Consider the following 13800-nt stretch of genomic DNA (forward strand, 5'->3'; position numbering starts at 1 on the left):
GATGCCTCCCTCCGGCTCAATAATACCAATCTGGCTTGATTTCGACATGGGGTTTGTGTTCCGCCGCCTGAAGCGCGGTCCTCACTTGCCCGTGGTACTGCTGCGAACGTACGCCGATGCGCGTTACGAGCTCCCATGGAAACGACTGTTCCATCAGGAACTCTGCAGCTTTCGCCTCTCTGCAGCTTTGCCAGTTCCTTGCGTTGACCGCGTCCCAGTCGATTTGATCTAACTCTGCCAAGTCCGCACGATCCGAAAAGTAGGCGCTACCTGCGTTTGACAGAGTGAACGCCCAACGGCGACCATTGGCATTGCCCCAATCGACTGTCGCCAAGAGATCGGCCTCCAGGTGCACAATCGGCCCTTGGCCCCCGCGATACTCGAGCCCCGGGTGATTGGCCTTGTAGATAACGTACAGCATGACCGATCGGAAACAGAAGTAGAACGGCACGCAATGCCCCACGAAGAGCCCAGGATTGCTCCTCAGCGTGCGTTGGGTGAGGCGCGCCTCCTTTATGCTGCCCATGCCGATCGTAGTGCCCATGCCGTGCGCTGGATTGGTAGCCGCGCGCTTGACGATCTCGGCATCGCTCAGAAGGCCGCCGTCCGCGATGATCGACGGCAGGCGGTCGACATGGACGATGTGGTATATCTTGGGCGCGGCGGGCGGCGGCATGATCAGTCCTCGACCTCCGCCAGTTCGGCCTCTTCGTCAGGCTCGGGCGCGTCGTCCTCGTCGAGGGCGTCCTCGATGGCTCCATCCGCCGGGGCCTTGATCGCCACGTCGCGCACGTCCAGCTTGCCGGTAACGACATCGGCGATGAGCCGCTCGCGGTATTCGCGGATGAGCGCGATCTCGTTCTGTGCTTTTTCAATGGCCGTGTCGAAGGCAGCAGTCTCGGATGCGATGTGATCAAGTATGGCTTTCTGTTCGGTCAACTCAGGCGGAAAGGTCACATGAAGGGTGCACAAGCGGCCCTCCGAAATCGCTGGATACGCCACACCGATCGACGCCCGAATGACACGTTCGATGAATGTGCCGCTCTGAAGGACGTAGCCGAGCAACCGGGGCTCCACGGCTTCGACTGGCCGCAGCACGGCAAAGCCTGTCGATGCAATCAGGTCCGGCCACTCGTCCTCAATGAAATAGACCGCCTTCAGATAGGTACGAACAGTCGAAATGATCGTGTCGCCTTTCTGGACGATTTGCCGCGCGCGAGACGGGGCGTCCTCGAACTTCATCCGCTCTGTTTGGGCCGCTAGAAATCCAGTCCCGACACAACTGATGTCGAGATAATCGAACTCATACTCTGGCGAGGTCTTGTCGCTGAGTGCCTTGGCGGGTTCGCGCAGCCAGTGCTTGAGCGGCTTCACCTCCCAGTGCGCGGGAACCTCGGGCATCCAGTCGATGCCGGTGGGCTTCATGGGCGCGGCGGGGTCCAGGCCGCGGGTGACCGCCCGGTTGATGATCGCCTGCTTCTGCTCGTTCAGCAGCGCAATCAGCCGCCGCTTGTTCCGGATCAGGCGCGCGACGAGGCGGCCATGCGCATCCAGGAAATCCGCAATCGCCTGTTGCTCCGCAGGCGGTGGGAAGGCCGACGGCATCTGCTTGAACTCGTCCCAATACAGACGATTGCGATCAGCGACGATCCCGCGCGAGAACTTGTTGACCTCGCGCATGTAATCGCCGGTTCGGAACAGGTAGCTATAATACTTCGGCTCGACCTCGGGGAACGGACCGGCGACGACATAGGCCGGGCTGATCAGCCCCTCGACGGGTGCCACACCGACAGCGCCCTGCCACATGCGCATCATATTGTAGGCGATGTCGCCCTCCGCAGCGCGCTTGTACTTGCTACGATCGGTCATCACCTGCTTGCGCGTGCCGTTGTCCATGTCGCGCACACGAACTCCGGTCCGCAACGAAACCTCCAGGATCGGCAGATCGCCGTGACCCGTGTCGTTCCGTTCGGCAAACAGCCGGCCGTTGCGCCGCACCTCCCAGTGCTCGGGCACGTCGCCGAGCCAAGGCAATCCGCTGTCTCGATACGCCGGATAGGGCTTGAGCGCGCCTGCCATCAATCGCCTCCGCCCAGCACATCTTCGAGCAGGCCTTCCGTCTCGTCCTCCAGCGCGCGAATGTCGGCCTCGATCTCGCGCAGCTCGCGCAACGGCTGCGGCTTGTAGAAGTGGCGGGTGAAGGAAATCTCGTAGCCGATCACGGTCTTCGCGGCGTCGATCCAGGCGTCGGACGCATGGGGCAGAACTTCGCGGCGAAAGAACGCCTCGATGCCGCCGTCCTCAAGGAACGGGACCTGCTCGGTGTCGCGCAACTCGGTGTCCGGCTCGTACTCGACGACCGCCGGCTTGTCGCTCTGCCGGATGTGCCGCCGGCCGTAGAGCGCATCGTGGTCCGCATCGGCCCCGGCCTTGGGCTTGCTCACCTTCTTGACGACCGGCTCGGCGGCCGGATCCTTGCGGCCAAGGCCAGTCTTCAGCAGCTTCTGCCGCTTCGCGGTCATACGCACGCCGCGCTGACGGGCGATGCCCTCGACCTCGTCCAGAACAGCGCCGAAATCGAGATGGGGCCCCGTGCCGAGCTTCTCGGCGAGGTCCTCCACGACCGCCGACAGCTGCGTCTCTCCTGCCTCCGCCGCGGCGCTGTCGAAGCGTCGGAGCGCGTCCTCGGACAGATCGACCGACAGCCGGAGCGGGCGTTCGACAGTCACCTTCCAATAGGCGAACGCCGCGTTCGGGAAGATCTTGGAGTGCTCGTCCGGCTGCATCGCGAGGCAGGCGTCGACGGTACGCCTGCGGTCGTCTTGCGCCAGTTCGCAGTTCTTCTTTCCGAGGTTGCGGCGTAGCGGTTTGAACCACGTCGTGGCGTCGATAAGCTGGACCTTGCCCTGCCGTTCCGGCGCCTTTCGGTTGCTCAGGACCCAGATGTAGGTGGCAATCCCGGTGTTGTAGAAGATGTTCAGCGGGAGGGCGATGATGGTCTCGAGCCAGTCGTTCTCGATGATCCAGCGGCGCACGTTGCTCTCGCCCGAGCCCGCGTCGCCGGTGAACAGCGACGAGCCGTTGTGCACCTCGGCAATGCGCGTGCCGAGCGGCGAGCCGGTCTTCATCTTGCTCAGCATGCTGGCCAGAAACATCATCTGTCCGTCGCTGGAGCGCGTGGTCAGATTGAATTCCGGATCGTCGGCGTGCTCGATGACGAACCGCGCGTCGCGGAGATCCTTCTTGCCGCCCATACGCTCGAGGTCGGTCTTCCATGACTTGCCGTAGGGTGGATTGGACAGCATGAAATCGAATTCGCGCGAGGGAAACGCGTCGCCCGACAGGGTTGAGCCGAACTTCATGTTCTCGGCCTCGACGCCTTCTCCCTTGAGGATGAGGTCGGCCTTGCTGATCGCGTAGGTTTCCGGATTCACCTCTTGGCCGTAGAGGTGGACCGACACATCCTTGCCATGCTCGGAGGCGAGATTCACCAGCGCGTCCTCGGCGACCGTGAGCATGCCGCCGGTACCGCAGGCACCATCATAGACGAGATAGGTGCCCGACTGGATCTGATCGGCGATGGGCATGAAGATGAGGTGCGCCATGAGCTCGACCACGTCGCGCGGCGTGAAGTGTTCCCCGGCTTCCTCGTTGTTCTCCTCGTTGAAACGACGGATCAGTTCCTCGAAGATCGTGCCCATGGTGTGGTTGTCGAGGCCTGGCAAACGAACACTCTCGTCCTGATGCAGGACCGGTTTCGGGCTGAGATTGACCGACGGGTCAAGGAACTTCTCAATCAGGAAGCCAAGCGCGTCGGCCTCGACGAGGGTCGGGATCTGATTGCGGAACTTGAATTTGTCGAGGACCTCTTGAACGTTCGGCGAGAAGCCATCGAGATATGCCTCGAAATCCGCCTTGAGCTGTTGCCGTCGGGATTTCGTGGTGAGATCGCGCAAGCGAAAAGATGAGGTGTTGTAGAATGCCTCGCCGGAGGCCTGACAAAGTGCAGCATGCTGATTGGCGACGCCCGCGCTGTCCAGCTGCGTCTTCATCTTGAGGACACTGGCCTTCGTCGGCTCAAGAACGGCGTCGAGACGGCGGATGACTGTCATCGGCAGGATGACATCGCGATACTTGCCGCGGACATAGATGTCGCGAAGCACATCGTCAGCGATGTTCCAAATGAAATTGCTGATATTCAAGTCACTCAATTGGCTGCTCTCCCGAGTTCCGCGCCGCGAGCTTTTGTTGGTCTATCCAACTATCGAGATCGGATCGTTTAAACCGCCATGAACCGGCAACCTTGAAACCAGGCAAATCGCCCCGCTTGGCCAGCCGGTAGACGGTTTTCTCGTCAAGATTCAGATAGCCAGCCACCTCCCGCACAGTCATCGCCGGATCGGGCTGAACAGACATCGCAAACACGCCTCCCTTTCCTGCGGACGCTATCAGGTAAATTCAGGGTAAGCCAGTCCAAGCATGGCCAAGATTTTCTGTTGAATGAGGGGGCTCACAGTTCTTGAGCCTCCAATAAGACGGCGCGCTGCTCGTCCCAATCCACCCTGATCCGTTCTCGCAACGCTTCGACGGTCATCTCCCGCGGCTGTCGGCCGTCAAGGATCAACTCGACAATGTCCGGGGCGAGCAATGAGAGCCGCAGGACCCGAGTGAGATAGGGCGGCGCGATGCCTTCACGTGCGGCCAATTCGGTGATGGTGGCGAACTCGCCAGACTCCAGCATCCGCTTCCACCGAAACGCCCGGGCCAGCGCCTTGACCAGCGTGTTGTCGACGCGGGGGCGCTCGTGCGATGCGCCGGGTGGCAGCACCATCTCCTTACGCCCGCCGCGCTTGATGACACGGAACGGGACGTGCAGCGTTACGGTGTCTGGCGTTCTCGACGCCCGGGTCACGCGGCTGCTCCGAGATCAGCGGTCATCTCGTGGACCAGCCCGGTCAACCCGTTGATGCGCAGGCGGACATTCAGGCCGTCGACACCGATGTCGACGCGCTCGACCAGTAACTGCACGATCCGCGCCTGCTCGGCCGGGAACAGCTCGTCCCACAGTGGATCAAACTGCTGGAGAGCCGCACGCGCGTCGGTTTCGGGGATGTCGGCGTCGGCGCGCGCCGCCTTCAATGTCCCCGCCACGATCTCGGGCTGGTGGAAGACGGCGCGCAGCTGGTCGACGACGGCGGCCTCGATCTCGCCCGCGGGCACCCGGCCGACGGGACACGATCCGGCGCCATGCTTCAGCACCGTCTGGCTGACATAGTAGCGGTAGAGCTTGCTGCCCTTACGCGTGTGGGTCGGCGAGAACGCCGCGCCATCTGGGCCGAACAGCAGCCCCTTCAGCAAGGCGGGCATGTCGGCGCGGGTGCGCGCGGCGCGTTTGCGGGGGCTCTCCTGCAGGATGGTGTGAACCTTGTCCCACATTTCGCGGTCGATGATGGCGTCTTGCTCGCCGGGGTAACTGTCGCCCTTGTGGACCGCCTCGCCGATGTAGGCGCGGTTGTTCAGCAGGCGATACAGGTATTTCTTGTCGATCCGGTTGCCGCGCGGCGTCCGGATGCCGCGTGCGCCGACCTCCCGCGCCAATTCCGTGCAGGACCCGATCTCGAGGAAGCGGGCGAAGATCCAGCGGACGTGCCCGGCGTACTCCTCGTCGACGACGAGCTTCCGGTTCTCGACGCGGTAACCGTAGGGCGGGACGCCACCCATCCACATGCCCTTCTTGCGGCTGGCGGCGACCTTGTCGCGAATACGTTCGGCGGTGACCTCTCGTTCGAACTGGGCGAACGAGAGCAGGATGTTCAGCGTCAGCCGGCCCATGGACGTGGTGGTGTTGAACGACTGCGTGACCGAGACGAAGGTCACGCCGTTCCGGTCGAATACCTCGACCAGTTTTGCGAAGTCGGCGAGCGAGCGGCTGAGGCGATCGATCTTGTAGACCACCACCACATCGACTAGCCCGTCCTCGATATCTTCTAGCAGCCGCTTCAATCCGGCACGTTCCAGCGTGCCACCCGAGAGGCCACCGTCGTCATACTGGTCCCGGACCAGCACCCAGCCCTCTGACCGCTGGCTAGCGATGTACGCCTCGCAGGCCTCGCGCTGCGCATGGAGGCTGTTGAACTCCTGCTCCAGCCCTTCCTCGGAGGATTTGCGGGTGTAGACGGCACAGCGCAACTTGCGGACGAGTTTCGACTTTTCCGGCGGCTTCGTCATGTCCGCCCCCTGTGGTTTTTGAGACCGAAGAAGACCCAGCCATTCCAGCGCGTGCCGGTGATAGCGCGCGCGATGGCGGACAGCGACTTGTAGGGCCGCCCCTGCCATTCGAAGCCGTCGGCGGTGACGGTAACGACCTGCTCGACGCCCTGCCACTCGCGCAGCAGGCGGGTGCCAGTGATCGGGCGGTCACGGTCGAGGCGGATGCTGCGTTTCTTCTTGTCGCCGCCGTCTAGCTCCTCGCCCAGCCGTTCCAGCCGCCGGATCGTCTCCGGTTTCAGCCCTCCATATGCCAATTCCTGGATGCGGTAGGCCAGCCGGGATTCGAGGTAGCGCCGGTTGAACGGCGGCGGCTCGCTGTCGAACAGTTCACGCCACTGCTTCTTCAGGTCGGGCGTCGACATGGTCTTGAGCGCCGCCAGGCGCGCGGGGATGGGATCGGGCTTGTTCATGCATTTCTCCGATGAGTTGGAGTTGCATGACGGCATTGGTCGGGCGGATAGTGTAGGCAACGTTCTCCAGTATCGTCAGATACTTCGCCCATCTCCCGCATCCGCAATCGAACCAGCCCAAGCGCCAGCAGGCCGCACAATTCGGCGCGGCGCTCGGCAGCGGTCATCTGGTCGGGCGGGAGCGGATTGGGGCGTTTCATGCGGCGTTCCGCGCCAAATCGCGCATCACCGCGCTGCGGATGCCTGCGCGGTTCCAGCGAAAGTTGAGATGGCAGTTGGCGGCGTATTTGGAGAGGCCGAAATCCATACCACTGATTTCAAATCCGGCGCGCGTCAGCAGTTCGATCTGGCGGAGGGTGGCTGGATCGTTCAACCAGCGCTTGCTCTTGGCCGAGGCGTTGCTGGTTTCGGTCTCTCGCAGAAAGTCATCTGCTGCCGCAAGCGCCTGCACCCGTGTGCCAACAGCCAATGTGCGGATGGCTTTGCCTTTGGGGCGGCCAAGCGCGTACCAGAGCGTGCCGTCATGGAAGACGCCAGCCCAGCCCTGAAACCCGCTGGCCATAAGCGCCTGTTCGTCTTCATGCAGCGCGACCCACGAGAAGGGTGAGCGATCCAGCAAATCGATCTCGGTCATCTCGAACGCGGTCAGTAACCGCTTCTCGCCGGTATCCCGCGTGAAAATGTGGCCGCAGAAATCGCAGATGGATGCCCCGAGGGGCAGTTCTGCCTCACATGACGGGCAGGTCTTCCACGGCTGAGCCCCGGTGGGCGTATCCTCATCTTCGAGGCCGATGTCCTGTTCCAGCGACCCATGGCGCATCGCCGCACCGGCAAAATCCAGCACGATGCAATCTGTCTTTATCATGCCGGGATAGCGCTCTGGATCGACGCGCCGAAGGCCGCGCCCAACGGACTGGATGAAGGTGCCTTTGTGCAGCATGGGGCGCAGGATGCCGATGCATCCTACCGGCTGACTGTCAAACCCCTCGGTCAGCACCATACAATTGGCAAGGACCTGAACCTCTCCGCGGTCAAACCGCGATATAAGGTCGGCGCGCGCTCCGGCGGCCATGTCGCCCGTGATGGTTTCGGCTGAGACGCCATCCGCGCGGAATGCTTCAGCAACGGCCTCAGCGTGGGCCACCGTCGAGCAGAAGAATATCGTGCGCCGGTCTGCCGCTTTATCTTTCCAGTGTTCCACGACGGTCTCATTGAGCACCGTGCGGTTCAGCACCTTATCGGCCTGGCGCATGTCGAAATCACCGGCGGTGCTGTTGATCCCGGACAGTTCATCCTCGACGCCGAGATCGATGGTATAGGTCCGGGGCCGCACCAGCAGGCCCCGCGCGATCAGCGTGCCGATCCGGAGATGGTAGCCCACGTTGCTGAAGGTTTTGCGCAAGGACTGGCCGTCCCCGCGACCGGGGGTGGCGGAAAGACCGAGCAGTTTGGCCTTCGGGTTCAGGCCGCGCACATGCTCGATCACGGATTGATAGCTGGTGGCCGCGGCGCGATGGCATTCGTCGATGATCAGGTGTGATATGGTCGGCATGGCCTCGCGCCGATTGACGCGCGCCAGCGTCTGCACGCTGCCAAACACCACGCGGCCGTCCCAGCAGTCCTGCTCCGCCTTGACCACCGAGGTGTTCAGGCCCGAGATGTGACCCATCGCCGAACGGTTCTGCTCGATAAGTTCGTCGGTGTGCTGGAGAACCAGCACCTTGGCATTGCGGTCCCGTTCTGCCTGTTCACCGACATAGAAGCCTGCGATGGCCGTCTTGCCCGCACCGGTGGGCAGCACGAGCATGGTGTTGCCATTCTCGGCCGTGCGGTTATGGGCGGCATCCACCGCTGCCCGCTGATAATCACGAGGAATCATGCCAGCCTCCCTTAGCGTGCCCAGAACGGCGCATTGCCAGAACTGGCGGGATCCGCACCGGGGGGGGCAGCGCTGCCGCCATATGCCGAAGTTGGCGCGGTGTTGGGGGGCGCAGGCGTGGGCGCAGCACCCATCACCGCAAGATACTGGCCGTGATCGGGGCCGATGGCCGCCTTGATCACGTTGCGTCCGGTATCTTCGGGATTGTCGCGATCCTTTTCGACGCCGATCTTGGCGACGAAATCCAGCCCGCTGAGATCACCGAGGCTTCGGATCAGACGTGCGGCGCGGGCCGCCTCCGACTGATCGCTTGCCTTGATGCCGCGCGCGGATTCGAGAATGCCTCTGATGAGAGCGCGGCCCCGGTTTGCATAGCTATCCTCACCGCGTTCGTTGACATTTTTCCCCTTGAAGCCGATGCGCGTGTAAATCCGCCGCCGCGCGTAGGGACCATCGAGCACGATTGCCTCGACATTCAGATAAAGAGCGGAGCTTGTGCGGCTCTGGGTCAGCCAGCCCTCAGGGCCCGCGCCGCCAGGACGGATGGTCAGGGCTACCTTGGCCAGCGTGTTTGCCGGGATGAGATCGAATGCGGCGTCCTGGCTGTCCGCGCCGTTAAAATCCATGTTGTCAGCCATGGGATCAGGCTCCTTTCGTCATGGGATCGGATTGGGGTGCTGCCTCGGGCAGTTCGAAATCGAGGCCAGATTTGGAGGTCGTTCCCTGACCGGCGCGGATCTTGGCCATCAGGCGGCCGAGGTGCGCCTGCTCGATCATCGAGAGTCGGCCGCTGCGGTCTTTGGCAGGGAATCCGAAATCGTTGATCGTGGTGCAGATAAAGGCTCGGAATGGATCGCCCTCTTGGGGGCGGATTTCAGCGAGCGTGATGACCTCATCGACGATGCCGGGCAGTTCGAGGCCGGTCTTGGATCCCTCAACCTGCATCGCAAAATAAGGCTTGCCGAAATCATCAATCTTTTTGTCAAGCAGGCCGACTAACCAGATGTTCTTACGCGGCGTGTGCTGGAGGTGGGTCAGCCAGCCGATCATTTCCTGACCGAGCAGCCCGTAGGCGCCGCGCATGTCGGGTTTGCCGCTACGGTCGGATTGTGCCTGGGGCTGTCCCTTGCACCATTGCATGCAGATGCGGGAGGCGACCGAAATGCTATCGACGAAAACCGTCTCGTATTTGTCGAGTACGGACGGATCGCCGAATGCGGCGCAGACGCGGTCGTAATCGCGCGGGCTGTAGGGCTGATCTTCGCGCATCGCCGGATTTGGTCCGCCGATCCAGCAGGCCAGATCGCGGGCACGTTCCCAATCACGGATTCGGATTTCATCTCCGGGCCAGCCCTGTACCGCCAATTCACCGGCCTCGAGGTTCAGGAAGAGCGTATGTTCCGGATCCATCGTCCAGAGCTGGCTGGTCTTGCCGATGCCGGAAATGCCGGTCAGGACACCCTTTATGCCGCGGGTTTCCTTGAGCCGTTCGTCGGCAGTGATGATCTTCAGCGGGGCGGGTGCGAAGGGCGCGCTCATTTGCGCGCTTCCAGTTCGCGGACAGCAGCCGAGACGGCGATATCGGTGCCCGCCGCGCCCTGCTTACGGGCCATCGAGATGATCTCTTCCAATGCCATGGTGGCTTGCGCGAGCGCGGAGCGTTCCTTGTTGAGGGGGATCAATGCGAACGCGATGTCATCAATGGAGGCCCGTTCAATCGCCACTGAGCGGGCGGAGCGGCCGCCGATGGCCGGCACTGCGATCGTGTCGGGGATTACGCTCAGCCAAGTGGACTGGCGCAGCTTTTTGAGGGGACTGGTGAACATGTGTGAATGCTCCTTTTTCGTCGTGCCCAGGGATTGTCGTTCAGGTGACAACTGCCGGGCCCGACGCCGCCCTGGAGCTCGCGGTCGGGGTGTTTCCCTGAGAGTTTTGCATTCCCCCGAAGGCCCGGCATGAATTCGATGATCTGCTTGCCTTCACTTACCGGCGGGGGGCCAAAACTGTCGGGGCAGCCTCGAAATACCCATCCAACCCAAGGCTCTGGGCGGTCCGCCGGATGACCGTGAGACGCTCGTAAATCGTGCTGCGGTGAAGCCCGAGAACACGCGCGGCCTCGGCGACGCTGAGGTGGCTGACTGCGATCGCGACCTGACGTGACGAGGGGCAGAGCGCGCCCAGCAGCTTTGCGACATCACCCCGAAGACCAGGCCCATGGGACAGGGCAAACTCATCAACAGGATCGATCGCGGCCGTTTCGGGCAAGACGTCTGACAGAGTCAGACCACCGTCAGCCTCATCCTCGCCCACATGGGCGTGCAGGGATTGCATCGCCCTCTCTGCGCGCACGGCCCTCGTGGCGCTGGCCAGCGTTGCGATCTGGTTGGCGATGACGCGATCTGCGAAAGTGTCGAACGAGGATTTCGTGGGATCAAAATTTTGGGCGCGTCTGATAAGATCGAGGCGCAACTCCTGCTCGATGTCATCAACATCAAGCCCGGGCACGGCACCTGAGCGCGCGAGCCTTGCGGCACGGATACGGATATTGCGGGAAATACGGGTGGTGGGGTCGGTAAGCTTGTGAAGCTGCTCCATGAGTTTCGCCTTGGTCCAGGTGGACGGGCACGCGGCCCGAGTACTTGGCACCGGCGAAAATTCGTTGGAGTGGCTGTTGGCGTGGCGTCACGACAAAGAAAAACCGCTGAATCGAAAGGATTTCAGCGGTTTTGGGCAGGCGATTTTTTTGAACTTTTTTACAGTTGGCTCAACGAAATTTCGTCAGCGTTGGTCCTGTTTGCCCTGCCGAAGATCGTCGGCGTGAGTGACATAGGACGCGACATAGTCGTCACCCTCAACTTTGATCGGATCCTCGGACATACCGGTCAGATTTCGCAGAGCCTTCGAAGCAGCTTCCTTTTGCTTGCTGATCCGTGATTGATCCGTGGCGTTAGTTCTTCGGCGATTAATGCGCCCGCGTTGCTGAGCCATCGCCTTCAGGAAAGACCAAGCCGCCTTTGGGCGCTGCGTCGTGGCATTTTTGAGTTCGAGATCGTCAGGTCCAAGCCGATGTGATGTGCCCGCAACGGTTAATCGGATGATCGCCAACTCAACGAATTCAATAGTAATGGCTGCCCAATTGGTTCCCGACGGCACCACAATCCCCGGACCAGTGGGGACGTTGTGACCGGCAGGAACTATGGCTTCGATAAGTGTCGAGAATAGACTGTCGATAGGTCGAGCCGGAGTCAGTTTTCCGTTTCCACCAGCCAGAACTATGTCTTCGAGCGCTATCTGGGTCGCCTGTTTCAAGCCAAGGAAGCTGCGCGCATTTTGGTCTAGCGACGACCGCGTGGGCGTGAATACAACCTTTGGTGCTGAAGCAGTGGCAATTTCGTCCAGCTTGGCCAGATCGATCGGGAAACCAGGAGTTGGAAGCACGAGGAATGCAGGAAATCCTCGGCCCGCGCTGATCTCGTATCGACCAAGGTACTGAACCGGAGCGCGACCAATGGTGTCTGGCGCATCTACAAGATGAAATACCTCAGCCAGTGCCGATGCAAGGTGTGCACGATTCAACTCGAGGACAGAGATGTCCGGACGCTCAAGAATTGCATAGTCACACCGGTTCGGAATATCGCCGCACTCGGCGCGCAGTCGACCGTCGATGAGTTTGACTATCTGTCGGCTGCAGCCGTTTTCACTAGATTTGGGGCAAGCAAGTTCGGTTGCCCGTCGGCCGCTCTTGCGTAGAAACGCCTCGGCACCAGACCACTCGTCGCCAAGTTCCTTCAGCCAGTCGCATCGCGCTGCGGCTGCGCCCGGCCACTGTTCAAGAGCTCGCCACAGATTTGTCATCTTCGTCAATGACGTCCTCCTCCTGCGGCGGTGCATAGAAATTCTTGTCTCGTAGCCAGGCTTCAACAAACTCTGCATCGGAGTCGCGGTCGTACCGGGCCGAGTCCAACCTTATGGTGACGCTCCGCTGCTTGGCAGAGCCTTCAAATACAAATCCGAATTTGGCTGAGGTAATACGACCGAACGTGAAAACTGCACCCCAGTTCTCGCCAAGGGCCCTAAACAGATCAGAGGATTTCTGAATATCGATCCTGGTGACGTCGCCCAAAATAACGCGGACGACCTCGAGGAGGCGGACTTGATCGATACCATCGATGTCGCCGCATTCCTGAATTTTCGGACCATCGTTGCGGATAGGCGCCAACGTGAAGATGTCTCCTTCGCCGAAATAGCTCTTCTTACCGAAGATCTTTTCTCCGAGTACTTCCTGATACAGGGTCTTTTCACCCTTACTTTGTGCGTTGATCCCGAGGACGTCGATTGCGGCGTCATATATCAAGACGTCGTGCTTCTGCGGTCGATAGAAGGCGACGCCCGGCTCACCATCCTCCTCATGCTTGCCTTCGCGCGTCATCGGCATTCCGTGCCGGACGAGGAGGAAGACCTTTTTTTCATCGGGGCGTGGGTAGGCGAAGATCCTGGTCCCGCGCCCGCGCTGCCGTTCCTCGAAAAAAGGGTCCATGAGCTTCGCCATCTCAGCGAGCTTGTCCGCACTGAGATCCGGTAGATCGCGCCCAGAACGCTGCTGACCCGGAAAATAGACAAAGGCCTGTTTTTGCAATGCGATCGTCTTCGTATGACGTTCCTCGAGCAGCTCAGGTTTCGCGATCCAGATCTGTACAGCGACGTCGGCGGCGGTCGACTTTCCGTGGCTCTCAATCTCAATGCTCTCGTCTTTGGCGCGCTGGATCAAATCATCCAGCGTTTCGTTCGATGCGGTTTCATCGATGAAATAAAGGCCGTTCATCAGGTCGATTGGCATATTTTCGTCGTAGCTCATGAGAGCTTCAGCCAATTTGTCGTGGGGAAACTCGTCCTCCCGGTTGGTCGGGATCTCCACGCCGCGATCGGCGAAATACTCCCGCCAAGGGGCCAGTAGGTTGATCAAATGGACGTTGGCTATGTGCTTCAGTCGATCGGGGTTCGTAAAAACGCGAATTTTCAATGTCGCCATGGCGGCCGCTGCTCCGTAAGTATCGTCAACTAGATCAAGTAGGTATTACGTCGCAGGCACACAAGGTCGTGATTGAATGAATCTTGCGCGGACCAGTAACCGACAGACGACGCCCCCCGCCGGTATGTGAGAAAAACGGCTGGAGCACTCCCCCATGATCGAGATTCCCGATCGCGCCATGCGCGTCGCCCTAGGCTTTGACTTCATTGCGG

General features: G+C 61.1%; 14 protein-coding genes. All 14 read right to left on the minus strand.

The window, feature by feature from the left end; genetic code table 11:
* Positions 1-16: 16 nt before the first annotated feature.
* Positions 17-676, minus strand: coding sequence for a type II toxin-antitoxin system toxin DNA ADP-ribosyl transferase DarT (gene darT, locus PVU19_RS14965; protein WP_050663914.1), 660 nt, complete (start codon positions 674-676; stop codon positions 17-19).
* Positions 677-678: 2 nt separating this feature from the next.
* Positions 679-2079 (minus strand): restriction endonuclease subunit S, encoded by a 1401-nt coding sequence (locus tag PVU19_RS14970; protein ID WP_050663913.1) that lies wholly within the window; start codon positions 2077-2079, stop codon positions 679-681.
* Positions 2079-4202 (minus strand): type I restriction-modification system subunit M, encoded by a 2124-nt coding sequence (locus PVU19_RS14975; protein ID WP_274789797.1) that lies wholly within the window; start codon positions 4200-4202, stop codon positions 2079-2081. The genes PVU19_RS14970 and PVU19_RS14975 overlap by 1 nt, the downstream gene beginning before the upstream one ends.
* A 1-nt stretch (position 4203) precedes the next feature.
* Positions 4204-4416: a helix-turn-helix domain-containing protein gene (locus tag PVU19_RS14980; protein ID WP_200901880.1), complete on the minus strand. Its 213-nt coding sequence runs from the start codon at positions 4414-4416 to the stop codon at positions 4204-4206.
* Between the two features lie 94 nt (positions 4417-4510).
* Positions 4511-4912, minus strand: a complete 402-nt coding sequence (locus PVU19_RS14985) for a hypothetical protein (protein WP_050663910.1) — start codon at positions 4910-4912, stop codon at positions 4511-4513.
* Entirely contained in the window at positions 4909-6228 is a 1320-nt protein-coding gene (locus PVU19_RS14990) for a recombinase family protein (RefSeq protein WP_050663909.1), read from the minus strand. The genes PVU19_RS14985 and PVU19_RS14990 overlap by 4 nt, the downstream gene beginning before the upstream one ends.
* Positions 6225-6680, minus strand: a complete 456-nt coding sequence (locus PVU19_RS14995) for a DUF2924 domain-containing protein (RefSeq protein WP_050663908.1) — start codon at positions 6678-6680, stop codon at positions 6225-6227. Before PVU19_RS14995 ends, PVU19_RS14990 begins: the two co-directional genes overlap by 4 nt.
* Positions 6681-6876: 196 nt before the next feature.
* Entirely contained in the window at positions 6877-8559 is a 1683-nt protein-coding gene (locus PVU19_RS15000) for a DEAD/DEAH box helicase (RefSeq protein WP_082237862.1), read from the minus strand.
* A gap of 11 nt (positions 8560-8570) precedes the next feature.
* The gene (locus PVU19_RS15005; protein WP_050663906.1) at positions 8571-9197 is read right to left on the minus strand and encodes a hypothetical protein; all 627 of its coding nucleotides are present in this window, start codon (positions 9195-9197) and stop codon (positions 8571-8573) included.
* A 4-nt stretch (positions 9198-9201) separates the two neighbouring features.
* Positions 9202-10098: an ATP-binding protein gene (locus PVU19_RS15010; RefSeq protein WP_050663905.1), complete on the minus strand. Its 897-nt coding sequence runs from the start codon at positions 10096-10098 to the stop codon at positions 9202-9204.
* Positions 10095-10385: a hypothetical protein gene (locus PVU19_RS15015; RefSeq protein WP_050663904.1), complete on the minus strand. Its 291-nt coding sequence runs from the start codon at positions 10383-10385 to the stop codon at positions 10095-10097. The genes PVU19_RS15010 and PVU19_RS15015 overlap by 4 nt, the downstream gene beginning before the upstream one ends.
* A gap of 157 nt (positions 10386-10542) precedes the next feature.
* Positions 10543-11154 carry a sigma factor gene (locus tag PVU19_RS15020; protein ID WP_050663903.1) on the minus strand — a complete coding sequence of 204 codons (612 nt, stop codon included), beginning with the start codon at positions 11152-11154 and terminating at the stop codon, positions 10543-10545.
* 183 nt (positions 11155-11337) lie between these two features.
* Positions 11338-12423, minus strand: a complete 1086-nt coding sequence (locus tag PVU19_RS15025) for a hypothetical protein (protein WP_147434213.1) — start codon at positions 12421-12423, stop codon at positions 11338-11340.
* A complete protein-coding gene (locus PVU19_RS15030) occupies positions 12389-13588 on the minus strand; it encodes a hypothetical protein (protein WP_050663902.1) in 1200 nt (399 codons plus the stop codon). Before PVU19_RS15030 ends, PVU19_RS15025 begins: the two co-directional genes overlap by 35 nt.
* Positions 13589-13800 lie beyond the last annotated feature (212 nt).

Source organism: Roseovarius tolerans (assembly GCF_028885395.1).
In the GTDB taxonomy this organism is placed as follows: domain Bacteria; phylum Pseudomonadota; class Alphaproteobacteria; order Rhodobacterales; family Rhodobacteraceae; genus Roseovarius; species Roseovarius tolerans.

Bases quoted from the DNA above. Each gene is read 5' to 3' on its own strand.
- darT (WP_050663914.1), bottom strand. From the start codon at position 676: ATGCCGCCGCCCGCCGCGCCCAAGATATACCACATCGTCCATGTCGAC.
- PVU19_RS14970 (WP_050663913.1), bottom strand. From the start codon at position 2,079: ATGGCAGGCGCGCTCAAGCCCTATCCGGCGTATCGAGACAGCGGATTG.
- PVU19_RS14980 (WP_200901880.1), bottom strand. From the start codon at position 4,416: ATGTCTGTTCAGCCCGATCCGGCGATGACTGTGCGGGAGGTGGCTGGC.
- PVU19_RS14990 (WP_050663909.1), bottom strand. From the start codon at position 6,228: ATGACGAAGCCGCCGGAAAAGTCGAAACTCGTCCGCAAGTTGCGCTGT.
- PVU19_RS14995 (WP_050663908.1), bottom strand. From the start codon at position 6,680: ATGAACAAGCCCGATCCCATCCCCGCGCGCCTGGCGGCGCTCAAGACC.
- PVU19_RS15000 (WP_082237862.1), bottom strand. From the start codon at position 8,559: ATGATTCCTCGTGATTATCAGCGGGCAGCGGTGGATGCCGCCCATAAC.
- PVU19_RS15005 (WP_050663906.1), bottom strand. From the start codon at position 9,197: ATGGCTGACAACATGGATTTTAACGGCGCGGACAGCCAGGACGCCGCA.
- PVU19_RS15010 (WP_050663905.1), bottom strand. From the start codon at position 10,098: ATGAGCGCGCCCTTCGCACCCGCCCCGCTGAAGATCATCACTGCCGAC.
- PVU19_RS15015 (WP_050663904.1), bottom strand. From the start codon at position 10,385: ATGTTCACCAGTCCCCTCAAAAAGCTGCGCCAGTCCACTTGGCTGAGC.
- PVU19_RS15020 (WP_050663903.1), bottom strand. From the start codon at position 11,154: ATGGAGCAGCTTCACAAGCTTACCGACCCCACCACCCGTATTTCCCGC.
- PVU19_RS15030 (WP_050663902.1), bottom strand. From the start codon at position 13,588: ATGGCGACATTGAAAATTCGCGTTTTTACGAACCCCGATCGACTGAAG.